Origin of the sequence: Dysgonomonas sp. HDW5B, assembly GCF_011299335.1 — a bacterium.
In the GTDB taxonomy this organism is placed as follows: domain Bacteria; phylum Bacteroidota; class Bacteroidia; order Bacteroidales; family Dysgonomonadaceae; genus Dysgonomonas_A.
In genome coordinates this window covers 614343-639086 of record NZ_CP049858.1, presented here as the reverse complement: position 1 = coordinate 639086, position 24744 = coordinate 614343, and the positions used below count along the sequence as shown (strand labels likewise).

General features: G+C 37.8%; 21 protein-coding genes. 13 read left to right on the top strand and 8 right to left on the bottom strand.

The window, feature by feature from the left end; translation table 11 throughout:
* Positions 1-175 precede the first annotated feature (175 nt).
* From G7051_RS02595 to G7051_RS02540, 12 genes are all read left to right on the top strand, one after another.
* On the top strand, positions 176-1282 hold the full coding sequence (locus G7051_RS02595; protein WP_166198310.1) for a hypothetical protein: 1107 nt from the start codon (positions 176-178) through the stop codon (positions 1280-1282).
* Positions 1283-1296: 14 nt separating this feature from the next.
* The gene (locus G7051_RS02590; RefSeq protein WP_166198308.1) at positions 1297-2280 is read left to right on the top strand and encodes a VWA domain-containing protein; all 984 of its coding nucleotides are present in this window, start codon (positions 1297-1299) and stop codon (positions 2278-2280) included.
* Positions 2281-2350: 70 nt separating this feature from the next.
* On the top strand, positions 2351-3373 hold the full coding sequence (locus tag G7051_RS02585) for a VWA domain-containing protein (protein ID WP_166198306.1): 1023 nt from the start codon (positions 2351-2353) through the stop codon (positions 3371-3373).
* Positions 3374-3441: 68 nt separating this feature from the next.
* Complete coding sequence (locus tag G7051_RS02580) at positions 3442-4191, top strand: tetratricopeptide repeat protein (protein ID WP_166198304.1); 750 nt, start codon at positions 3442-3444, stop codon at positions 4189-4191.
* A gap of 5 nt (positions 4192-4196) precedes the next feature.
* The gene (locus G7051_RS02575) at positions 4197-5450 is read left to right on the top strand and encodes a BatD family protein (protein ID WP_166198302.1); all 1254 of its coding nucleotides are present in this window, start codon (positions 4197-4199) and stop codon (positions 5448-5450) included.
* Positions 5451-5548: 98 nt separating this feature from the next.
* A complete protein-coding gene (locus G7051_RS02570; RefSeq protein WP_166202609.1) occupies positions 5549-7366 on the top strand; it encodes a BatD family protein in 1818 nt (605 codons plus the stop codon).
* A 7-nt stretch (positions 7367-7373) separates the two neighbouring features.
* Entirely contained in the window at positions 7374-8132 is a 759-nt protein-coding gene (locus G7051_RS02565) for an SH3 domain-containing protein (RefSeq protein WP_166198300.1), read from the top strand.
* 77 nt (positions 8133-8209) lie between these two features.
* Positions 8210-8938, top strand: a complete 729-nt coding sequence (locus G7051_RS02560; RefSeq protein ID WP_166198298.1) for a phosphatase PAP2 family protein — start codon at positions 8210-8212, stop codon at positions 8936-8938.
* A 55-nt stretch (positions 8939-8993) separates the two neighbouring features.
* Positions 8994-9248, top strand: a complete 255-nt coding sequence (locus G7051_RS02555; protein WP_166110541.1) for a DNA-binding protein — start codon at positions 8994-8996, stop codon at positions 9246-9248.
* A gap of 7 nt (positions 9249-9255) precedes the next feature.
* On the top strand, positions 9256-10374 hold the full coding sequence (locus G7051_RS02550; RefSeq protein ID WP_166110538.1) for a universal stress protein: 1119 nt from the start codon (positions 9256-9258) through the stop codon (positions 10372-10374).
* 98 nt (positions 10375-10472) lie between these two features.
* Entirely contained in the window at positions 10473-10763 is a 291-nt protein-coding gene (locus tag G7051_RS02545) for a barstar family protein (protein ID WP_166198296.1), read from the top strand.
* Between the two features lie 43 nt (positions 10764-10806).
* On the top strand, positions 10807-12864 hold the full coding sequence (locus tag G7051_RS02540; protein ID WP_166198294.1) for a dihydrofolate reductase: 2058 nt from the start codon (positions 10807-10809) through the stop codon (positions 12862-12864).
* 80 nt (positions 12865-12944) lie between these two features.
* Here G7051_RS02540 and dapA read toward each other — a convergent pair whose 3' ends face one another.
* The 3 genes from dapA to ligA form a co-directional block, all read right to left on the bottom strand.
* A complete protein-coding gene (gene dapA / locus G7051_RS02535) occupies positions 12945-13838 on the bottom strand; it encodes a 4-hydroxy-tetrahydrodipicolinate synthase (protein WP_166110533.1) in 894 nt (297 codons plus the stop codon).
* 158 nt (positions 13839-13996) lie between these two features.
* On the bottom strand, positions 13997-14518 hold the full coding sequence (locus G7051_RS02530) for a hypothetical protein (RefSeq protein ID WP_166198292.1): 522 nt from the start codon (positions 14516-14518) through the stop codon (positions 13997-13999).
* An 88-nt stretch (positions 14519-14606) separates the two neighbouring features.
* The gene (gene ligA / locus G7051_RS02525) at positions 14607-16604 is read right to left on the bottom strand and encodes an NAD-dependent DNA ligase LigA (protein ID WP_166198290.1); all 1998 of its coding nucleotides are present in this window, start codon (positions 16602-16604) and stop codon (positions 14607-14609) included.
* A 506-nt stretch (positions 16605-17110) separates the two neighbouring features.
* On the opposite strand from ligA, the gene G7051_RS02520 reads away from it, so the two are divergent.
* The gene (locus G7051_RS02520) at positions 17111-17599 is read left to right on the top strand and encodes a DinB family protein (RefSeq protein WP_166198288.1); all 489 of its coding nucleotides are present in this window, start codon (positions 17111-17113) and stop codon (positions 17597-17599) included.
* Positions 17600-17612: 13 nt separating this feature from the next.
* Here G7051_RS02520 and G7051_RS02515 read toward each other — a convergent pair whose 3' ends face one another.
* From G7051_RS02515 to bglX, 5 genes are all read right to left on the bottom strand, one after another.
* Positions 17613-18230, bottom strand: coding sequence for a 4'-phosphopantetheinyl transferase family protein (locus G7051_RS02515; RefSeq protein ID WP_166198286.1), 618 nt, complete (start codon positions 18228-18230; stop codon positions 17613-17615).
* Positions 18231-18323: 93 nt separating this feature from the next.
* A complete protein-coding gene (locus G7051_RS02510; protein WP_166198284.1) occupies positions 18324-19088 on the bottom strand; it encodes a prolyl oligopeptidase family serine peptidase in 765 nt (254 codons plus the stop codon).
* Between the two features lie 57 nt (positions 19089-19145).
* On the bottom strand, positions 19146-20900 hold the full coding sequence (locus G7051_RS02505) for a family 43 glycosylhydrolase (RefSeq protein ID WP_166198282.1): 1755 nt from the start codon (positions 20898-20900) through the stop codon (positions 19146-19148).
* 75 nt (positions 20901-20975) lie between these two features.
* Positions 20976-22340 (bottom strand): glucoamylase family protein, encoded by a 1365-nt coding sequence (locus G7051_RS02500; protein ID WP_166198280.1) that lies wholly within the window; start codon positions 22338-22340, stop codon positions 20976-20978.
* 115 nt (positions 22341-22455) lie between these two features.
* Positions 22456-24741, bottom strand: coding sequence for a beta-glucosidase BglX (gene bglX, locus G7051_RS02495; RefSeq protein WP_166198278.1), 2286 nt, complete (start codon positions 24739-24741; stop codon positions 22456-22458).
* Positions 24742-24744 lie beyond the last annotated feature (3 nt).

The window sequence follows — 24744 nt, the reverse complement described above, 5'->3', positions numbered from 1 at the left end:
TCAGAATCATATATAAGTAATATAATAAGTATTTAATGATTTTCGGGTTTTACAAGCTTTCGGTAAATAGGTTCACAAATTAAGTGTAATTATACATTCGCTTACCCGTCAATTCTTTTTTATACTTATCAAGGTAACAAATAGGTCTTTAGACCTTAAATATGTCAGAATATTTATGTTAAGGAAAAAAATATTAATACTAACTATTCTATTAAGTTGTATTTCTATACAGTTTGCTGCTTTCGCTCAACGATCGACAGCAAAAGCAACTGTACAGCCTTATGAAATAGCGATAGGACAACAAGCTACCATTAGTTTAGAGGTTATCGCTCCCAAAGGTCGGCAGCTTGTATTTCCGGCTTATGTAGACTCTCTGGTGAGTGGGGTAGAAGTACTTGCTATGCCTAAGCCCGATACTGTATATGCTCATGAGGTAATGACTATAACTCAAAAATATATAGTTACTTCGTTCGATTCGGCATTGTATCACATACCATATCTGCCTGTGTTGGATGGAAAAGATACCATACAGTCAAACGGTTTTGGATTGAAGGTGATCTCACCAGTTTTATCAGAAGCTACATTGAATTACTTGGAGCAATTAAATACTCAGCAAACAGACTCTATTGAGTTTGATAAACTGGGTGTTTTTGATATAAAGGCTATCCAAACGCCTCCTTTTGTATGGCAAGACTACATATATTATATACTTATAGGTTTGCTAATACTGCTTATTCTGGCTGCAATTGGAGTCGGTGTATACATGTATATTCAAAAGAAGAAGAAAGGATATTATTTCAAACCTGTAGTTGTCGAACCTCCACATGTTATTGCTCTTCATGCCCTTGATCATGTGAAAGTAGAGAAACTTTGGCAGCAAGGTAAAGAGAAGGAATATTTTACCGAGGTAACCGATATTTTACGTAAATATATAGAAGATCGTTTTGGTGTCAGTGCTTTTGAAATGACATCTGATGAGATATTGAATGTTGTGAAAAATTTCATGATTGCCGAATCTTCAACCGAAAGTTTGCATCAGGTATTGAAATTATCCGATTTAGTGAAATTCGCTAAATACAAACCATTCCCTGACGAAAATGACTTAAGCTTGGTGAATGCCTACTTATTTGTCAACCAAACTAAAAAAGAGGAACCTGTAGAAACTTTAGATCCTAATCGACCAAACGAACGTGATGATTCTGAGAAAGGCGATTCTGATAATTGGAAGATTTCAGGAGATAAAGATGGTAATGAAAATAGAACAACAAACGCTAATAGCTAAAAAATAAGTCCAAAATGGAATTTGCAAACCCTCGATATTTATTTTTGCTTTTATTATTGATTCCACTTATTGGGTGGTATATCTTTAAATTGCGGAAAGTTCAAGCGACTATAAAAATGTCGTCAACAGCCGCTTTTAGAGGTGTTCATGCTTCATGGAAAGTGCATTTGAGGCATCTGCCCTTTGTGATCAGACTTATTGTGATAGCTTTGGTCATCGTTGTAATTGCTCGCCCTCAGGCAAGTAATTCGTGGGAAACATCTAAGTCGGAAGGTATTGATATTGTGATGGCACTCGATGTATCCGGATCAATGTTGGCACAAGACTTAAAGCCTAACCGTGTGGAGGCTGCCAAAAAAGTTGCTTCGGAATTTATATCCGATCGTGAACAGGATAAGATTGGTCTTGTCATTTTTGCAGGAGAAAGTTTTACACAAGCTCCTCTGACTACAGATCATGGTGTACTTCTTAATCTGTTGCATGAGATAAGACCGGGAATGATTGAAGATGGTACAGCCATTGGACTTGGTTTGGCAAATGCAGTAAACAGGCTTAAGGATAGTCAATCGAAATCGAAAGTGGTTATCTTACTGACCGATGGTTCTAATAACAGAGGACAGATTGCTCCTATAACTGCTGCCGAACTGGCTAAAAGTTACGGTATACGTGTCTACACTATTGGTGTGGGAACACAAGGTACTGCACCTGCTCCCGTTATGACTCCTTTTGGAGAACGTATACAAAATGTGCCTGTAGATATAGATGAAAAAACACTTTCCGAGATAGCTTCGGTAACAGGTGGCGAGTATTTCAGGGCAGTGGATAACAAGAGTCTTAAGAATATATATACACAGATTGATGAAATGGAAAAATACCTGATCAGTGTAAATAAAGTTACCCGTAAACAAGAGCTCTATCTGCCTTATGCTTTAATGGCTATCGCTCTGTTGTTGGGAGAGCTTGTATTGCGTCGTACAATATTCCGTAGTATTCCGTAAGTATAGTAATGTATATGGTATTAAGTAGTAATAAAAAGGTCTGAGACCTCACCGAATATAAAATTTAGATATGTTTCGATTTGCTAACCCCGAATATTTGTATCTGTTGTTTATACTGCCTGTTTTGGTAGTGGGATTTATCCTGTTAAACATGCAGAAACTAAAATCTGTAAAGAAACTTGGAGATTTGAAGCTGATAAAACGCTTGATGCCCGAGCTTTCTTTAAAACGTTCGTATTTGAAATTTTGGTTGATTTTTGCTGTAATCGTTTTTGGAATAATTGTAGCAGCACGCCCTCAATTCGGTACTAAAATAGAAAAGGTCGATAAAAAAGGAATCGAATTAGTGATTGCCATCGACGTATCTAATTCGATGTTGGCGAGAGATGTCAACCCCGATAGGCTATCCAAAGCAAAACAGATACTTACCCGAATCATTGACGAAAGAAAAAATGATAAGGTAGCGATTGTGGTATTTGCCGGAGAGGCGTATGTACAATTACCCATGACATCCGACATTCAATCCGCTAAAATATTCCTCGAAAATATAGACCCTTCTTTAGTTCCGGTTCAAGGTACTGTAATTGGAAGTGCGATAAATATTGCCATGAATAGTTTTACGAATGACAAGGAGGTCGATAAATCGATCATTCTTATTACCGATGGTGAAGACCATGAGGATAATGGAGTACAATTGGCAGAGCAAGCAGCATCAGCGGGCATACAGATTAATGTGGTAGGTGTCGGAACTCCCGAAGGTTCGCCTGTTCCAATGTCGGCAACAAGCAATGAAATGAAAAAAGACAATGAGGGTAATATTGTTGTCACTAAGTTGAATGAAGAGATGTGTAAGCAAATCGCTCAGGCAGGAAAAGGAATGTATGTCAGAGCAGATAATTCTAATAATGCACTGAAGAGTTTGCAGGCTGAATTGGATAAACTGCAAAAGAAGAATGTCGAAGGAAGTGCTTATTCGGAATACGATGAGAAATTTCAATTCTTTGCATGGTGTATGTTGGTTCTACTACTAGTAGAAATATGCATATTCGATAAGAAAAATAAAATATTCAGAAATATCAGATTATTCAGATAACAAGGTTAGTGCATTTGTAAAGTCAAAATGATATAACCTAAATACTTGAAAGTACTTATAAGTTGATTATGAAACAAATTACTCTTACTATATTACTGCTGGCTGTTTCGTTTGGACTTTTTGCACAACGTGAAGTGCGAAAAGATATAAGGCAAGGAAACAAGTCCTATAACGAGCAATTATACAATGCTGCCGAAGCTAGTTATAAAGAAGCTCTTACCAAAAATGCATCTTCTAAGGAAGCTATTTATAATCTGGCAAATACATATTATAAACAAGGGAATATAGATGAGGCATTGAAGACTTATCAGCAATATCTGGCGGCAGAAAATACCGATCCTGCCAAGATGAGTAATGCATGGCACAATATAGGTAACTCATTTTTGAGAAAAAAAGCCTTAAAAGAATCGATGGAAGCCTATAAAAAAGCTCTACGATTGAATCCGAATGACGAGGAAACCCGTTATAACCTGGCAACAGTTCAGAAAATGATTCAGGATCAGGAGAATAAGGATAAAGATAAGGATAAGGACAAAAACAAAGATCAGAACAAGGATCAAAATAAAGACCAGAATAAAGATCAAAACAAGGATCAGGATAAAAACAAAGACCAAAATAAAGATCAGAAAGACCAAAATAAAGATCAGAAAGATCAAAACAAGGATCAACAAAATCAAATGTCGCAGGAAAATATTCAACAATTGTTGAAAGCGATAGAGCAGGATGAAAAAGAGACACAAGAGCGTGTACAACAATTGAAAGCTGCTGAAAGACAAAAACAAAACGATAGTAATAGAAGACAAGGTAAAGACTGGTAAAATAAATGGGTTTAATAACTGAAGCTAAAACAGTTTCAAAAGTTTTTATTCTATTATTATGTTGTCTTACTCAGAGTCTGATTGCGCAAGATGTCATTTTTGAGATTGAAAGCCCTTCTGTAGTAAGTGTCGATGAGCCATTTCGTTTAGAGTATATTTTGAGAGGGTCTGTAGAGGGTACAAATTTTAATGTCCCTAAATCTTTTGAGGGGCTTGAAATTAAAAGTGGCCCTCACATCTCAAATAATGGAAGGATAGCAGGTATTGTGGAAATGTGGCAATCGTTTCTGTATATTGTGGCTGCTAAAAAGAAAGGAATTATTTCGTTACCCGTTGCCTCCATCGACTTTAGGGGTGCTCAATGTAAAACGAATGAGGTTCAATTAAAGGTTCTGCCAGAGAATGAGAATTGGGGACAATATCAGTATAATATTGATGCCTTTATTAGGACACAAGTTTCCAGACCTGAAATATATGAAGACGAGGCACTTGTTTTGTCCTGTCGATTATATACAAAAGTACCTTTACTCTCAGTCAAAGAAATTTATTATCCGGTATTGGATGGCTTCGATGTCGGTGGAAAACCGTTCTATGACCATCAAGGTATCCCGATATTTAAAAAAGAGGAATACAACGGAACCGAGTATTATGTCGGAGATTTGAGGATAATAACTATATACCCTAATCGTATCGGACAATTGGTTATACCTGAAGTTAAAGCGAATTTGACTTTTAATACCAGAAGTTTAAATACAAAAAGAGGATTCTATCCGGGGGAAGTTGCAATTGAAAGTGTTGATAAACAACTAAAATCTGAACCAACCTTTGTAAAAGTTGTTGCATTGCCCAAAAAGAAGCCGACAGATTTTTCGGGGGCAATAGGGCGATTCAAAATACAATCCGAAGTAAAAGGTTCTCAGGTTAAAGTCGGTGAACTTTTCGCTCTCAAAGTGATCGTTGACGGATATGGTGATTTGAATAGTGCATCTGCTCCTGTTCTAGATTTACCTGATGGGGTTGAGGTATATGATATGGTAAGTAACGATGACGATGTTATGTTTTCAGACTTCGGCTTACAAAGTGAGCGTATTTTCGGATATTTGTTGGTTGCGAACAAGGCTGGAACATATAAAATCCCTTCAGCTCGGTTTGTGTATTTAGACGTGGAGTCGGGTAACTATAAAACACTGCTTTCTTCGGAACATACAGTTTCAATAATAGAACCTAAGATTAAAGGTAGTGTGATTGCTTATCGATAAATAGAAGGATATAATTATCTTCGCAGGAAATAATGAATAGTGATATTATAAATAAAATAGGGATTAGTTAAAGAAATATGAAAATGTACAGGCAAAAGATGCAAAGACATTTGTTATTATGGATACTTTTATTCCTTGGTTTAGGATTAAATGCACAAGTAAAATTTACGGCTAGTGCTCCCAGTGCAGTAGCTAAGGGAGATCAGTTTCGCCTGACTTATACACTCCGAGGAGGAAATGGTGATAATATAAATGTACCATCTTCCATCAAAGGATTCGAAATTTTATACGGACCGGCTATATCGTCGAGTTCCAGTACACAGGTTATAAACGGTAATGTTACCACCGATTCTTCGGAGTCATATATTTATACACTATCAGCAAGTGCGGAGGGTACATTTACTATTCCGGCAGCTACCATAACTGTTAAAGGGAAAAGTTATACCTCGAACTCTATTCAGGTAAAGGTACTACCTCCCGATAAAAATGCTCAGGCTCAACAATCGGGCGGAGGTCAGACTTCAGCTGCAACTTCTACAGCACAGAATATAAATTCATCGGATGCGTTTATTCGTGCTATCGTATCAAAATCAAAAGTTTCGGAACAAGAATCCTTTGTTGTGACTTTCCGTTTTTATACAACGTTGGAAGTGCGTGATATCGGTAAAATAGAATTCCCCGAATTTGATGGGTTTATGGTCGAAGAACAACCTTTACCAGCTACACGTCAGATGACATTCGAGCATTATAACGGACGTAATTACTATGCTGTCGATTTGCGTAGAACTCTTCTTTTCCCGCAACGTTCGGGTAAGATAACAATACCATCGGGTAAGATTGAAATGGTCTTTAATGTAAGATCCGGGAAAACTGTTCAGACATTCTTTGGACCTCAATATGTAATGACAGATGTTAAGAAGACAATGACAACAAGTCCTCTTACCATTGATGTCAGTCCTTTGCCGGAAGGAAAACCTGCTGACTTTTCGAATGGGGTAGGAACATTTTCTATGACCCCTTCTATTTCGGCTACCGATATAAAGGCAAATGATCCGGTAACGATCAAGCTTGTTATATCGGGTACAGGAAATATGAAGTTGATCAAAACTCCCGAATTAGTACTTCCTAAAGATTTTGAGTCATATGATCCTAAGATTACGAATGACTTGAGCTATACGGATAATGGTCTTACCGGTACAAAAACAATCGAATACCTGTTTATACCCCGTTATCAGGGAACCTTTAAGATACCACCTTTGGTATTCTCTTATTTCGATATTAAATCGAGATCATATAAAACAATATCTACTCCCGAATACACTCTGAATGTGGCAAAAGATCCGCATGCAGGTAGTAATTCCGCAACAAGTTTTACTCAAACAGATGTTCAGGTAGAGCAGGATATCAGACATATTAAGACAGGTAATCCTTCTTTGGTTACGATAAATAGTTTTCTGTTCGGATCATTAGGATATTGGTTTTGGTATATAATACCATTGGTATTGTTTCTCGTTTTCTTAATATTGTATCGCAAACAAATTAAAGAAAATGCAGATATCGCCCGAATGAAAACTAAACGGGCTAATAAAGTAGCTGTTAAACGTCTTAAATTGGCAGGTAAATATCTACAAGCTCATAAGAAAGAGCAATTCTATGAAGAAGTGCTGCGTGCGGCTTGGGGGTATTTGAGCGATAAACTTGTTATTCCTGTAGCTGATTTGAGTCGAGACAATATAGAGCAGGAACTTATTCGATTTGGAGCTTCACAGGAGCTGGTAACTAAATTCATTTCGATATTGGATACCTGCGAATTTGCTCGTTATGCTCCTGTTGAGTCGGATACCGCAATGGACGATTTGTATAAGGATACAGTAGATGCAATTGGAGAAATGGAAAATTCTAGAATTAAAAAATAAGATTGTTATGAAACAGTTATTTATATCAATTTTTATAATAATTTCTACACTAGGCATAAGTGCACAAAGTGTGGCAGAGCAAGCTCAAAAGGCATATGATAATGGCGATTTCAGAGATGCGATAACGCTTCTCGAAGGTGAGATTAAAGCTCATAAAGAACAAGGTAAGGCTTCTGCCGAATTGTATTATAATCTGGGGAATGCTTATTTCAGAGTGAATGAGATTCCTTTAGCCTTACTTAATTACGAACGTGCACAACTTTATGATCCCGGAGACCGTGATATAAAGCATAATATTGAATATGCTCAAACCAAAATAGAGGATAAGATATTAATTGCCGATAACTTCTTTTTAAAGATGTGGTTCAATGGAGTAAGAGATCTTCTACCTTCAAATAGCTGGGCAAAGTTATCCATCGTATTTTTTCTTCTTTTTATAGGAAGCTTGTTTTTATTCTTCTTTAGCCCAAAGCTTAGTTTAAAGAAAACAGGCTTTTATTCAGGTGTTGTATTGTTTGTATTTCTTCTTTTCACAAATATATTCGCATATACACAGAAGAAGAACGTAGAGAATAGAGATACGGCTATTATTATGGCAGGTTCGGCTCCTGTTGTGAGTTCACCAAACACAACCTCAAAAGAGTTGTTTATACTTCATGCTGGCACAAAAGTATCAATAACAAAAGAAGATGGAAGCTGGTATGAAATTGAAATTGATAATGGAAGTGTCGGTTGGATACAAAAAGACAAATTGGAAATAATCTGATAAGTAAATAAACTATAAATTGCGAGTTATTAGTCGATAGTTCTTGTAATTTGTAACCTGTAACTCGTAACTTAAATATGATAGAAACTAACCCCGAGAATCTGGTTGAACAGATTCTTCCCTACGAAAGAGGAGCTTTTCTTTGGTTGAATGAATTCCATAATGTCTTTTGGGACAGCTTTATGTGGATGTATAGCGGCAAAGCTACTTGGATTCCTCTTGTATTAGTTGCTTTAGGTGTTTTTTTCTATAAGACGAAATGGCAACAAGCTGTGTTGTTACTCTTTTGTATGGTTCTGCTGGGTACATTGTGTGACCAGCTGTCAGCAGGGGTTATAAAACCGATATTTGAAAGGTTACGTCCCAGTCATCACCCCGATTTTAAAGATTACGTAACTATTGTAAATAATTATAGAGGAGGACGTTTTGGCTTCATATCCGCTCATGCGGCCAATGGTTTTGGTATAGCAACTTTTCTATCCCTCATGTTTAAGTATCGCCGGTTTACGGTTGTTATATTTACCTGGGCAACAATAACATGTTATTCGCGTATATATTTAGGTGTGCATTTTATTTCGGATGTGGTAGGTGGCATGTTTTTAGGCCTTTTAGTTGGCTTTCTAATATATTTGCTTTTTCAATATGGGCGTATCCGTTTATTAAAGCAAACTATCGAAGAAGTAAAAGTACCGGCTTACTCTGCACTTCATGCGAATATCATCTCTGTAACCATTGGTGTAATAGTCATAACATTATTTATTATAAGCTTTATGAATTTTATGTACGGGTTTCGTTGGTTTTTCTAAAATGATTGCTTAATTTTAAGCAACAATCTTAGTCTCAACCTTAACATATGTGATCATGACAAAAACAATTGAGTACAATGAGCTTCGTAAGATTAAAGACAGTTTGCCCGATGGAAGTATCCATAAGATGGCAAAAGAGTTGAACCTGACTGTAGAAACCGTATGGAATTATTTCGGAGGACACAGTTATAAAGACGGTGAAAGTTGTGGGGTACACATCGAAGCAGGTCCCAATGGAGGGATTGTATTGCTCGAAGATACCGCTATACTGGATATGGCTTTAGAGATGATTGATAAAGACAAAAAGTAAATACATTATGGCCGATAAATTAGTAACACTTGCCATTCATACAAATGAAAAGGCTCAGATTTTAAAATCAGTATTAGAGAGTGAAAACATCTCTGTATTGATGGAAGATGTAGGAGATCAAAATTCCAATACTTCCGCAGGGGTACGTCTTAGAATAAAAGAATCGGATTTACCTAAGGCTTTGAATGTGGTGGAAAGTCGTAACTTGTTTAGCTACAGCGAACCTGAAACTTACAGAACTGACGATGGACGAAAACGCATTCTGGTTCCGGTTGATTTTTCCGATTATTCATTAAAGGCTTGTCGTATAGCTTTTAACCTAGCCAAAGAAATAAAGGCTAAAGTTAAAATTATCCACGTATATTTTAATCCCTACTATCCTACAGCTTTGCCTATGGCAGAAGCATTTGCCTATCAAGGCAAAGAGGAAGCCGATTTTCAGAATATACTGGAAAGGGTAAATAAGGATATCCAAAAACTATGTAATACTATTGATGAGAAAATAGCAAGTGGTGAGTTTCCTCCGATTAATTATTCTTACGTATTGAAAGAAGGATTACCCGAAGAAGAAATTGTAGCCTATGCTAAGGATTACAAACCTGCATTGATAGTGATGGGAACACGAGGCAAAGATCAGAAAAGTGCTGACCTTATCGGTAGTGTTACGGCAGAAGTAATTGAGATGACCGGGATACCCCTATTGGCAATTCCAGAGAGAACATCTTTTACCGATTTCCACCAAGTGAAGAATATTTCTTTTCTCACTAACTTTAGTCAGCGAGATTTGGTATCTTTTGCTGCAATGATGGAGTTTTTCAATCATGAGGAGGTTAAAATACATCTAACTCATATTGAAGATAAAAAAACGGATAAGTGGACTCTTATAAAACTGGAAGGAATACAATCGTATTTCGAAAAACAATACAGCAATATCAAGATTGATTATAAACTGATATCAAGTACTGATAGCCTGGTCAGTTTAGAGCAATTCGTTGAAGCAGCCAATATAGACATAATAGCTTTGACTACCGCTAAGAGGAATCTATTTACACGTATGTTCCGTCCAAGCGTGTCACGCAAAATGTTATTTCAATCCGATATTCCGTTATTCGTTTTACGAGGATAACAGTTTATCTGTATTTACAACTAATATCGAATATAGAATCCGCCCGGTTTAATATAGGGCAGATTCTATATTTGTTGTAAATAGGAAGATTTAATACAATGGTTAAAACGATTATATTAAACGGAAATAATTTTTCAAATCTGGAAGAATTTTATTGTGAAATAGATAGAATCTTAACAAAGGATTTGGATTGGCAAACCGGACACAATTTTGATGCTTTTAATGATTTGCTTCGTGGTGGTTTTGGTGTTTATGAATATGCTGAACCTGTAATGATAATTTGGACAAGTTTCTCTGATAGTAAACAAGTTCTGGAACGAGAGGTCATCATTACTTTACTGGAAATTATTGAATCCCATAAGCATATTAAATTTACAACAATCAACTAAAGAAGAATTATCAATAAATATTTGAATTTATTTAATTAAACTAATGAAGAAGACTATCGCGATGGCAATGACAGGACTGTCGATCGTCTTTGGAAGTTGTGGAGGTAATAAACCTCAGGATACAGCTTCTCAAAATGACGACTTTACGTATGAGGTAGACGCTTTTGCAGATTTGCAAATATTGCGTTATAAAGTACCCGAATTCGAATCACTGAGTTTAGAACAAAAAGAGTTGATCTATTATCTCTCTCAGGCAGCAGCCGAAGGGCGTGATATATTGTACGATCAGAATGGCAAGTATAATCTGGCAATACGCCGTACCCTGGAAGCAATCTATGAGAATTATAAAGGAGATAAAACAGATAAGAACTATCAGGAGTTTGAAGTTTATTTGAAACGAGTATGGTTCTCGAACGGAATACACCACCATTATGGAGAGGAGAAATTCTTACCCGGATTTTCGAAAGAATTTTTTGAAGCTGAAGTAAAGAAGCTACCTGCTGATAAAGTTCCTGCAATGGAAAACCAAAGCGTAGATGATTTCTTGGTTATGATCGAGCCTGTAATGTTCGATCCGAATGTAATGCCCAAGAAAGTGAATCAGGCGGATGGAGTAGATTTAATCAAAACATCAGCTAATAACTATTACGGCGAAGGAGTAACACAAGCCGAAGTAGAAGCTTTCTATGCTAAAATGAAGAATCCGAACGATTCTACTCCTATCATGTATGGTATGAATAGCCGCTTGGTAAAAGAAAATGGTAAGCTGGTAGAGAAAGTCTGGAAAGTAGGAGGCTTATACTCTCCCGCTATAGAACGCATCGTAGGATGGCTTGAAAAAGCGAAAGGCGTTGCCGAGAATGAAGGGCAGAAGAAAGCAATTGATAAATTGATTTCTTTCTATACAACCGGAGACCTGAAAACATTCGATCAGTATGCTATAGCTTGGGTACAAGATTCATTATCACGTGTGGATTTTGTGAATGGCTTTACCGAAAGCTACGGTGATCCTCTGGGCATGAAAGCCAGTTGGGAATCTACCGTTAACTTCAAGAATACCGAAGCAACAAAGCGTACCGAAATAATCAGTACCAATGCACAATGGTTTGAAGACCATTCTCCTGTTGATCCTCGTTTCAGAAAAGAAGAAGTAAAAGGTGTAACTGCTAAAGTAATTACAGTCGCTCAATTAGGAGGCGATTGCTATCCATCTACTCCTATTGGAATCAATTTACCAAACTCGAACTGGATACGTAAAGATTACGGATCGAAATCGGTAACTATCGAAAATATAATGGAAGCATACGATAAGGCAGCCGAGCATAGCGGATTCAGTGATGAGTTTGTATGGTCACCTGTAGAATTGGAATTGCTCCACAAATACGGTTTTATTACAGACGTGCTTCATACTGATTTACATGAGATACTAGGTCATGGATCGGGTCAGTTAATGCCCGGAGTTGATCCCGATGCTCTGAAAGCCTATGGTTCAACTATCGAGGAGGCTCGTGCCGATCTATTCGGATTGTATTATATTGCTGATCCTAAATTAGTAGAGCTGGGAATCATCCCAAGTGCTGACGCTTATAAAGCAGAATATTATCGCTTTATGATGAATGGTTTGATGACCCAATTGACACGTATCGAACCGGGTAAAACCATCGAAGAGGCACACATGCGTAATCGTCAATTAATTGCCAGATGGGTCTATGAAAAAGGCAAGGCAGATAATGTAGTTGAATTTAAAGAACGTGACGGAAAGACTTTCGTTGTTGTTAATGACTATGCTAAACTTCGCAATTTGTTTGGTCAGCTATTAGCTGAGATACAACGTGTGAAATCCGAAGGTGATTTCAACGGAGCTAAAAGTCTGGTTGAGAATTATGCTGTACAAGTAGATCAGAAGCTATTGGCAGAAGTTTTGGCAAGATATAAAGCCCTTAACTTAAAGCCCTACAAAGGCTTTGTGAATCCTGTCTTTGAAGCTATAACAGATAAAGACGGAAAGATTACAGATGTGAAGATCTCATATAACGAAGGTTATATAGATCAAATGTTGAGATACTCAAAAGACTTCTCTTCATTGCCAACCTATAATTGATTATTCGGGATACTTCTATAAATGAAAAGAGCTTGCAATATATTTGCAAGCTCTTTTTTTATTGTGTTAATGCTCTCTAATCAGCACTTTATATTCAATTCATTCAGTACCAGTCGGATCTGCTCGAAAGTAGTGATACGAGTCGGAACTAATGGCAAACGAAGTTTATTCTCTATATATCCCATCATGTGCAGCATCGATTTTACTCCTGCCGGATTACCGTCAATAAATAATAGTTTAAATAGTTCGCTGAAGCTATGATGGATAGTGAGTGCACTTTGATAATCACCTTCAAGAGCAAGACGTGTCATGCGGCTGAACTCCTTTGGGAAAGCATTGCCTATAACCGATATAACGCCAATTGCACCTAATGTGATAAGCGGAAATGTAATACCATCGTCTCCCGAAATAACATCAAAATTATCGGGCTTACGTTTGATAATATCATCCATTTGAGCCATGTCACCCGAAGCCTCTTTGATAGCTACTATGTTGCTGAACTCGTTGGCTAAACGCAAAGTAGTTTCGGCAGTCATATTCACGGCAGTACGCCCCGGAACATTATAGAGGATAACCGGAAGCTTAGATGCCTCTGCAATCGCCTTATAGTGTTGGTATATACCTTCTTGTGAGGGTTTGTTATAATAGGGAACTACGGACAGAATAGCATCTATTCCTTCGAAATTACCGTTTTTTAAATGATCTACAACTGCACGGGTATTATTTCCTCCAACTCCTAAAACAATTGGGATTCGTCCATTTACCCTGTTGATAACAGTTTCTACAATTTTTGTTTTCTCCTCTTCGGTGAGAGTGGCGGTTTCGGCAGTTGTTCCCAGAACGACAAGATAATCTGTATTATTTTGTATCTGATAATCAACAAGTCTGATAAGAGCTTCATAATCGACACTCTCGTCCTCTTTGAAAGGAGTGATAAACGCAACTCCTACACCTCTTAGATTAATTCTTGACATAAGTTCAATTCAATCTTTTATCTTGCTGATCTTCTTTCTTAAAGTTTGACGTAAAGATAAACAATTTTAACTACTGTAAAATACTATATTTCCCTTTTTATTGTTTTGGTAGCAGTGCTTAGCCTATCTAGCCCGAAAAGTGAAAAGTTTAAAAGAACCTATTTTATATGAGCCAGATAAATTTTGAGTTGTTCATAAGCTTCAAATAAGCTTTGATCATCTTCTTTGAGTATCGTAAAATCATATAACTTTTCTTCTCTCTTAGTAAAGCCTAAGCAAAAGTTACTCTTATTACGCACAAGTAGTAGTTTGCTGTAATCATTTGGTTCTAACGATAAATCAAGAAACGTATCGTATTTAAGATTATCAAACTCAGTAAGTATGGCAGGGCGAATTAAGCGTTTCCAATCGAGGTCTTTTTGAGTATCGACAACCCTGACATTCTGTGGAAGATTGGCAGGAAGTGTTTGTCCTTGTATTGGCTTGGGTTTTATAGTCCACGCCATCACATATTTTCCGTGTTGTACAAGATCTTCGATAATAGGAGATACTATTTCCCAGTCTTGTATATCGAATAAGACAAGTACATTTTTAATTCCCTCAAAGTTGAGGAATGTATGTTTCCGATTGTTATTGTTTAATTCTGATTTTATACTTCTTCGTAAAAAATAATCAAGCATATATAAATTAAGTGTTTAATGATAAACTTTACAATTATAGCCGGCTATTGCAGTCATACTTGCCAAAGTAAGAATAGGATCTCAGACCTTATTCTATCATTTTTAGAAACTCATCCTCATTCAGGATTTTAACTCCCAGCTTTTGTGCTTTTTCTAATTTCGCAGGTCCCATATTTGCACCGGCTAATACATAATTTGTCTTTGCCGAAATAGAGCCGCTATTCTTTCCACCATTGAGATCTATCAGAACTTTGTACTCGTCTCTCGAATGCTTTTCAAATGTTCCGCTGATAACAATAGTCAAACCTTCCAGCTTGTTGGTCTGTTGGTCTGTAATACTTCCGCAAGTTTCGAATTGTATTCCAAACAGGCGTAATTTACGAATAATATCTTGATTTTCTTCTTTCTTGAAAAAATCGACTATACTTTGTGCAATACGTTCACCTATTTCGTCCACTTCAACAAGTTGCTCCACAGTAGCTTGCATCAATAGGTCAATCGAAGGGAACGCTTTGGCAACTTTTTTGGCTACCGTTTCGCCCACAAATCGTATACCCAATGCATAAAGCACTCTGGGGTAGGGAATGTTTACCGAGTCGGCAATACTTTGAATCAAGTTTTTTGCACTCTTTTCGGCCCATCGTTCCAGTTCTGCCACCTGTTCCCATTGCAAAGTATACAGGTCGGCTACATTGTGTATCAATCCGGCATTGAACAGATGTTCAACCGTTTCCGAACCGCCTGCAATATCCATTGCCTTACGGGTCAGGTAATGCTCGATGCGTCCCTTTATTTGTGGAGGACATCCCATATAGTTGGGGCAGTAATAAGCTGCTTCACCTTCGTCTCTTACCAAAGTCGTTCCACATTCGGGGCATTCTTTAATAAATTCAACTTTCAGATTTCCTGCTTCTCTGGTATCAGTATCTACTCTGGTTATTTTAGGTATGATCTCGCCACCCTTTTCTACATATACCATATCATTGATATGCAGATCCAGAGCATCAATAGCATCGGCATTGTATAGTGATGCTCTTTTAACAGTTGTTCCCGATAATTTTACAGGTTCTAAGTTGGCAACAGGAGTGATTGCCCCTGTGCGTCCTACCTGATACGATACCGATAACAAGCGTGTAACCTCTTGTTCAGCTTGAAACTTGTATGCGATTGCCCATCGGGGCGATTTGGCAGTGTATCCCAGATTTTTCTGTTGTAACAAAGAGTTTACCTTCAGAACAATACCGTCTGTTGCAACAGGTAAGTTTTTCCTTTCGATATCCCACTTCTTTATAAAAGCAAACACTTCATCCAGAGTACTGCATTTAATGGTTGCGTCCGAAGTTTTGAAACCCCATTCCTTGGCTTTCAATAAATTTTCGTAATGTCCGTTGGCAGGTAGATTTTCTCCCAACATATAATATAAATAGGCATCCAGCTTACGGGTTGCAACTACTTTTGAATCCTGTAATTTAAGAGTCCCCGATGTAGCGTTTCTTGGATTGGCAAAAAGGTTTTCTTCCTGTTCAGCTCTCTCTTTATTGAGTTCCTCAAATACTTTCCATGGCATCAATATTTCTCCCCGAATCTCGAAGAGGGCAGGGTAGTCGTTTCCCCTTAACGACAAAGGTATGCTTCGTATGGTTTTTACGTTGGCTGTAATATCGTCGCCTTTAACACCATCACCTCTGGTTACCGCCTGAGTCAGCTTGCCATCGGTATAGGTGAGCGAGATCGAAGCACCATCGTATTTCAGTTCACAAACAATTTCGAAATCATCGTTTAAATCTTTTTTCACCCGATTGTAAAACTCCACCACTTCGGCTTCCGAATAAGTGTTGGAGAGTGAAAGCATGGGATAATTATGTTCTACCTGATTAAAAATCTTGGTAATATCACTGCCTACACGTTGCGAGGGCGAACTCGGGTCTGCATACTCGGGATGTGAAGTTTCGAGGTCGATAAGTTCCTGCATTTTCTTATCGAAATCAAAATCTGATATAGTGGGGTTAGACAACACATAATAGTTGTAATTATGCATGTTAAGTTCTTCTCTTAACTGTTCGATTTGCTGCCCGATAGATTCCATTATTGATACTTTAAGTAAAACGAAATAGTTGATGATACATTTTAAGAATTATAACTCTTTATCGCTGTTTTACTAGCCAACACAATAAATAGTTCCGAGAACTTATAATTCTCTTGTACTACAAAAATACGAAATTAATTAGAAATGCTGATGGGTATGCAAAATATGGATAGCCCATAAAACATTTTAGGTGAGACTCGTTGCATAAAGGTGACAATTATGTACTACAGACTATACAATTAGGTGACAAATTCGTCTCAAAAGTGTTACTTTTTTGTATTTTGTAAATTGTTTGTAATCAGTCGATAAGGTTTTAAAAGGTTACAAAGGTTACAAAAGTGACACTTTTTTGTATTGTTTTTATTTTGCTATTTTCAATCATTCCTATTCCTTTATAATATAGATAAACAAGAAGCAATAAAAAGGTCTCGTATCTTAATTGGCAATGTTAGGATTATTTGAAGCAAATAACGGGTAATTATATAAATAACTAAAGTTCTATTATTATGTCAAGAGTCGATTTTTCTCAAACAACAAATGGTATCATACAGGTTTTAGACCGTGAAGAACCTCTATTGAGTTCTTTAAGTGAAGATGTTGTACTCTCAAGGTTCAATAAGCAGAATAGAACAATCAAACAGATACTTGGGCATTTAATTGATTCGGCTTCAAACAATACTCATCGTATGATACATTTGCAATACCAATCGAGTCCGTTAATCTTTCCCGATTATGCTAACCTCGGAAATAATGACAGATGGATAGCTATTCAAAACTATCAGACAGAAAACTGGAATAATTTAATTCAACTTTGGAAATACTCTAACCTGCATATAATCCATGTAATCAATCATGTAGATCAGAGTAAGTTAAATAATGAATGGCTAAATACATTCGGGGATAAGATATCTTTGAGGAGTATGATAGAAGATTATCTGCCTCATTTGCATCTCCATATAAACGAGATTCATGAGTTATGCGAAAGCAATGTGTAATAAGAATTTGCGGTTATAGGGTGTATGTAACTACATAATCATCAGTTACAATGTACTGAATCCGGAAGTTGAGACTATCTTCCGTAAATGTTTCCTGTGCTTCGAAGCAACCTTGGTTTTGTGGGACAAATTTCTTAATATGGAAATTATTCTTCAAGTCGATTTTTTCACGGCTCAACGCCTTATACATAGTTTCTTTAGCCGACCAGTGTAGCAGTAAATGTAAAGTTTCGTTTTCAGGGTCAATGTATTCCATATCAGATATAAACCTCGAACGAATACGTTTTACCCGGTCTGAAGTATACTCTATATCGATACCTAACAGGGGCGACTGTGAGAGTATAATTGCCACATAATCTTTTGTATGTGATATGGATATGTTTACAGAACGATCTTCGAAGTACGGTTTTCCACTTGGTTGGTAACTTATCGTTTTCTCTTCTCCGAGAAGTGTTTTGAGAAGTACCCTTACCGCAATTCGTTCAAGAACTCTTGCAGGAGAAGTTGTAGTATCAATAAAACGAATCAGATCTTCTTTATTCGTTAATTGAGATAATAACAGTTCGGGAGTTTCTTCCATCTTCCAGATTCCCCACTTACAACCCTTATTTTCTTCTGTATAGATAAGCATTCGATACTATTTTTAGCAAGACAAAGATACGAATAAAAAAGAGTCTTTGGAATTCTCATCCCAAAGACTCTTAATCTGATTTTCTATGAAGAATCATTTTTTATGGCTTAGCAGCCATGGAACTAGTTCTTTATTCTGAAATACATTTATCCAACTGCCATGATTAACATCCGGATACTCTGTATATTTTACTTCGTTTCCTGCCGATTTTAGAGCTTCGTACATCTGTTGTGAAAATTGTACGGGCACTACACTGTCTGCCGATCCGTGAAATATCCAGAGAGCTGTATTCTTGGTATAGTATTGAACCTTCGAAACATCACCGCCTCCACATATGGCAAAAGCGGCAGCGAAGGTATTGGGCATACGCCACAAAAGTTCGTATGTACCCATACTGCCCATCGAAAGACCTCCTACATATACTTTACTTTGATCGACTTTTCCGGAGTTGATCCAGTTCGTTATCAGATAAATCAAAGTTTCCATAGACGGAGTGGCTTTATCAGACAACCCGAATGTAAATGTGGTTTTATTGCCTAAAGTTTGTTTCTCTACATTAGACCAATAGGTTTCTTCCGGGCATTGTGGAACAATAACTATTGCCGGATATTCGGCTTGAAAATGATCAATCATAAAATCTTTACCATGAGTAAGCTGCTTTTCATTGTCACTGCCACGCTCACCCGCACCATGCAGGAATACCAAAAGAGGGTATTGTTTAGTTGCGTCATAATCTTTGGGAAACATAACCTGATAGGGAATAGTATATCCGTTGATCATATAGCTGGCATACTCAAACTGTGCATAAGTAAGAGTAGAACATAAAAATAAGAATACAATTAATAGTTTCGATTTCATATTGTCAATAGTTAAAGATCTCTATAATTCACTAGACTAGTAAAAGGGCTATGACCTTTACTTAGCTTCGCCTCTGGTCCAAGTCGATGTGCCGTTTTCGTTGATGGCTTCAATGGCAAAGTAGTAAGGTTTGGTTCTATCCATCCCTGCATAATAGTACTCATTTGTATTGTGAACCATAACGCTGCTATATAATTTGTCGGGTTCTATTCCGATATAGATATTATACGCATATGCACCTTCTACCGGTTTCCATTTCAACCAAGCACTGCGTTTATCCGTTTCGGTACGTAATACCATGAACTGTTCAACAGGAGCAGGTTTTTCGCCGGCACCGAATCCGAATACACGGAATCCCGAAATGGCAAATTTACCTGTAGGCATGTGTATGTTTTCGAGTTTTACGTAACGGGCTTTAACGGGCTTCTCTAATTCTACATAGTCATGAGGAACATCCGTTTTATTGTTGCTCTTATCTATGAGTACATCCCATTTTTTTCCATCCAGAGACGAATATACTTTATATTGATGAAATTTACCTAAAGTTTTTCCCATAAATTCGACGTCTTGGTCAGCATAATTTATTTGTATGGCATACACTGTCGAAACTTCACCTAAATCCGAAATCAGCCACTCACCTTTGTCGGCACTTTTAGCACTCCAGTAAGTTTTGATATTTTCATCTACAATATTATTGGCATAATGAGTACCTAAAGTAGATGAAACCTGCACAGGCATATTATAATTTAAAAGCATCCATCCGGTAAACTGGCTTTTCAAGTGATCGGCTTCTCCTGTTGGTATATAGTGAGGATAATCTCCAAATGCAGTATTGCAATACATATTGCCTTCGCTGTCGAATCCGGCAGGCCATATTCCGATACGGCGTTCGAAGTTATTCTTTACATTGATAACCATAGTCGATGTATGCCAGTAATTATTCCAACGGTCTTGGAAAGTAGCACCATGACCTGCTCCGCGAATAAAACCACCGGCTTTCATACTTAATGGCAATGATGCATGTTCGAAGAATCCGAGAGGACTGTCGCTTACAGCATAACCATCGGCATAATGGCTGAATTCGGTTCCGGGACCTCCCCATTGCAGATAGTATTTACCATCGTGTTTGGTCATCCACGCACCTTCCATAAATGGTTTAAGGAAAGTATTATCCATGTGTTCTCCAAAACGATGCCATCCTATTCTATCCCCATCAGTTAAGAGTAACTCTTTACGGGTTCCTATCGGTTGGAATGTTTTCCTGTCCAATTCGATTCCATACAATGGATATACGTTACTGCTACCGTTATACATATAGAGTTTACCATCGTCATCGGTAAAGAATGCAGGATCCCAACCTCCGATATCGAAATGCTCGACAGCTTTTTCCCATTTGTTATTTTTAGGATCGGTACTTATCCAGATTGGAAATATACGAGAGTAAGTTGATCCGAAAACTACCAGAGTATCTCCCATTGTCCATGCAGCCGGAGCACAAAGGTCGTCCCATTTATTTGGAGTTTGCTCTATTGCTTCTTCTGTAAGGAAAGGGCGTGAAACGAAATTCCAGTTCAGCATATCGCTGCTCCACCAGTATCCGGTCTGATTAGTAGAAAAAAGATAGTAATCGCCTTTGTAATTCACAATGGCAGGATCGGCAGAGGTACGGTGTTTTCCCCATTCCGTAAAGTTAGGGATCGGACAATATCCGTAGTCAATATTAATAGGGTTGCAATATGTTTTCTGCTGTGCATAGGTATTCGATCCCAATATGCAGAGCATAGATAGTATAGCGTATTTTAATATTTTCATGATAGAGGTTAGATATATTATTTATAAGATAGAGAGCTTGTCGGTAAAACAAACTCTCTATGATGTATAAACTAATTATTTAAAAGAAGGGCTTGAGAAATTTAATTTTTTCAAACCATTTTGAACATCAGGATGGCTCATAAATAATTTCCAAAGTAATTGTGTGCGGTAGTTTTCAATCATTACTGCGATAGGACCTTGGTCGATAGCCAAATATCGTTGAGGGTACCAATTGTCTGTTTCGCTGTAAGCATCGTAGAAACCATATTTACCCCACATTTTGTCTCCCATCGAATAAAGATTACGCATTACTTTCATCGACTCTTCGGGTGTATAAACAATCGAAGATATAGCTGCGGTTGGAGTAATAACGCCATGATCGCCTCTTTCGGAAGGTTCATGTGCAGCATATCCAACGGTAGAATAGCTGGCAGTTAATCCCCATGCATTTTCACCATATCCTTTATATCCTTTTGGATTGCGAAGACAATAAGCACGATTGACAAGCGTATAGTTTTTCATTTCATCAAAATAGTTGGCACTATAATCGTCTTTCAAATCTGTAGGATTTAATCCTAAGAAAGAATATTGAGCCCAGAATAAAGGACCGGCCTCTGTTCCTTGGTAGCGCAGGTTAAGTTTAATACCCTCTACAGTATGAGGATCTACTATTGCTCCGTTTTCGGCCCAACCTTCGTGGTATACAGGTGCAGGTACTCCGTGAGTAGGAGATGCTGCTGCAAGAATATACGTAATTAAACATTCGTTGAAACCGTGAATAGCAAAGTTCATTTCCCACGAATGCTCAGGGCTCCAGTGCCAGTACAATACATTTTTTCCATTGCGATGCCAGTTCCAGTCAACAGCTTTCCATAATTTATCGATACGTGCAGCTACAGCTTTTTCGGCATCCGATCCGTTTACGTAGTATTGATGTGCAGCTAAAAGACCTTGCATCAGAAATGAAGTTTCCACTAAATCACCACCATTATCTTTGTCGCTGAAACCTCTGACTTTACCTGTTTCGCCATACCACCAGTGAGGGAATACACCATGAAAACTATCGGCTTTCTCCAAGAAAGTTACGATTTTATCCATTCTGGCTACACCTTCTTCGCGAGTCACATAACCACGATCTATTCCGGCAATAATTGCCATGATACCAAATCCGCTACCTCCCGAAGTAACAACGTTTGCATCGTTCTGTGGATATTCTCCATCTACATGGTAACGCTCACGAGCCATTCCGCTGGTTGGTTCGGCACCGTCCCAGAAATAATTAAAAGTGCGTCGCTGAACACTGTCGAGCAGAGCCTCGTCGCTAATCTGTGCGGACGGATTCTCTACAATTGCGTCTTGAGCATTATTGCTGTTGTTTTTACAATTTGTAAATAACAGCGCAAGGCTAAGTATTATAAACGGGGTGAATACCTTTTTCATAAGATAATTTTTCTAGTTAGTATAAAAATAAGTCTACTGTTTAAATATGGAAAGAGATTGCCCGAATTTGTTCTGACAACCTCTTTCACTTGGCGTTATAGAACCTAAGAACAGTTTAATTTAAAGTGAATCTGGCTGTCTTGACATCTTGACTGCTGCCGCCAATCATTACATCAAAATCGCCGGGTTCAAATACATATTCTAAATCGTAGTTATAGAATTTAAGCATTTCAGGAGTAATCTTGAAACTAACCGTTTTAGTTTCTCCTGCTTTTAATTCTATTTTTTCGAAACCTTTCAACTCTTTAACAGGACGTGTTACACTACCCACTAGATCGCGGATATAAAGCTGAACAACTTCTTTACCATCATATTTTCCGCTGTTTGTAACAGTGATATTGGCAGTAAGTTCTCCGTTTTCATCCAATGTAGTAGAACTAAGAGCAACATCTCCGTATGTAAATTGAGTATAGCTTAATCCGTATCCGAATGGATAAAGAGGTTCGTTGCTAACATCTAAGTAATTGCTGCGGAATTTTTCGAACCATTTGCCTTCAGCCAATGGGCGACCTGTGTTTTTGTGATTGTAGAACAAAGGAATCTGACCTACATTTTGTGGGAAAGTGGCAACCAGTTTACCGCTAGGGTTAACATCACCGAATACTACGTCTGCAATTGCAGGGGCAGCTTCACTTCCACCAAACCATACGTTAAGTATAGCAGGTACGTTTTCGTTTTCCCAAGTAAGAGTCAATGGGCGACCTGTGAACAATACTAGTACAACTGGTTTACCTGTTTTAAGAAGTGCAGCCAGTAGTTCTTTTTGAACATCCGGAATATCGATATTTGAACGGCTACTAGCTTCACCACTGAATTCAGAAGATTCACCTAATGCTGCAACAATTACATCTGCATTTTTAGATATCTCAAGAGCTTCGTTTAATAATTGTTCTTTGGTACGGTCATCTCTGTTTAGAGTACGTCCAAACATAGTTGCATTTTCTTCCAACTTCGCATCTGCTGTAAGATTGCTACCTTTAGCGTATACTACTTTTACGTTTTTACCACCCACAGCCTGCATACCTTCGATAACTGTTTGAGGTGTATTCATGTTAGCAGCTACACTCCAAGTTCCGGGCATGTTAGAGCGAGTATTGCCTAATGGGCCAACTACTGCTATTGTACCTTGTTTTTTTAGAGGTAGAACGTTTCCTTCATTTTTTAGAAGTACGAAACTTTCTGATGAAATTTTACGGGCTACTGCACGATTTGCATCTGTGTAGATTTCTTTTTTAGCACGTTTTATATCTAAATATTTATATGGATCCTTGAATAAACCTAATTTGTATTTAGCTTCAAGAATACGGCGGCAAGCTTGATCTACATCTGCTTGTGATACTTTGCCTTCTTTCAAAGATTTTGCTATAGTACCTGTGAAACCTTCTGCTACCATATCCATATCGATACCTGCTTTAAGCGCACGTGCAGAAACTGTTTGTAAATCGCCGATACCATGTTCAACCATTTCGCTGATTCCTGTAAAATCGGTTACAACAAATCCGTCAAAGCCCCATTGTTTACGAAGAACATCTGTCATTAACCATTTGTTGGCTGTAGCAGGTACACCATCAACTTCATTAAATGAAGCCATAACACTACCTACACCGGCTTCAACAGCAGCTTTGTATGGATACATATATTCATTCATCATACGGATGCGGCTCATATCTACAGTATTGTAGTCACGTCCTGCCTCACCTGCACCATATAGAGCATAGTGTTTTACACATGCCATAATGTGAGTATTGTCAGAATAAGTATTGTCTCCTTGATAACCGCGAACCATTGCTTTAGCAATTGCTCCACCTAAGAAAGGGTCTTCACCATTACCTTCGGAAACACGTCCCCAACGTGGGTCGCGTGAAACATCTACCATCGGGCTGAATGTCCAGAAAATACCATCGGCACTTGCTTCTATTGCTGCGATACGTGCAGATAACTCTATAGCTTTCATATCCCATGTTGCAGCTAAGCCTAATGGAATAGGGAATACTGTTTCGTATCCGTGAATAACATCCATACCAAAAATCAAAGGAATTTTCAGGCGGCTTTCTTCTACAGCTACACGTTGTACATCGCGGATTTTTTCAACTCCTTTAATATTGAACAAACCTCCAACCTGACCTTGCTTGATCTTTGAAGCAATATCACTATTCTTTGCTTGACCGGTTGTAATATCTCCGGCACTAGGTAAGTTAAGTTGACCGATCTTTTCTTCGATAGTCATCTTACTCATAAGATCGTCGATGAATCGATCCATTTTTACATCTCTTGTACTGCTTTGCTGGGCTCCCACACTAATTGCGGCACAGCAGAAAAGCATAGTTAATAGTTTTTTCATATC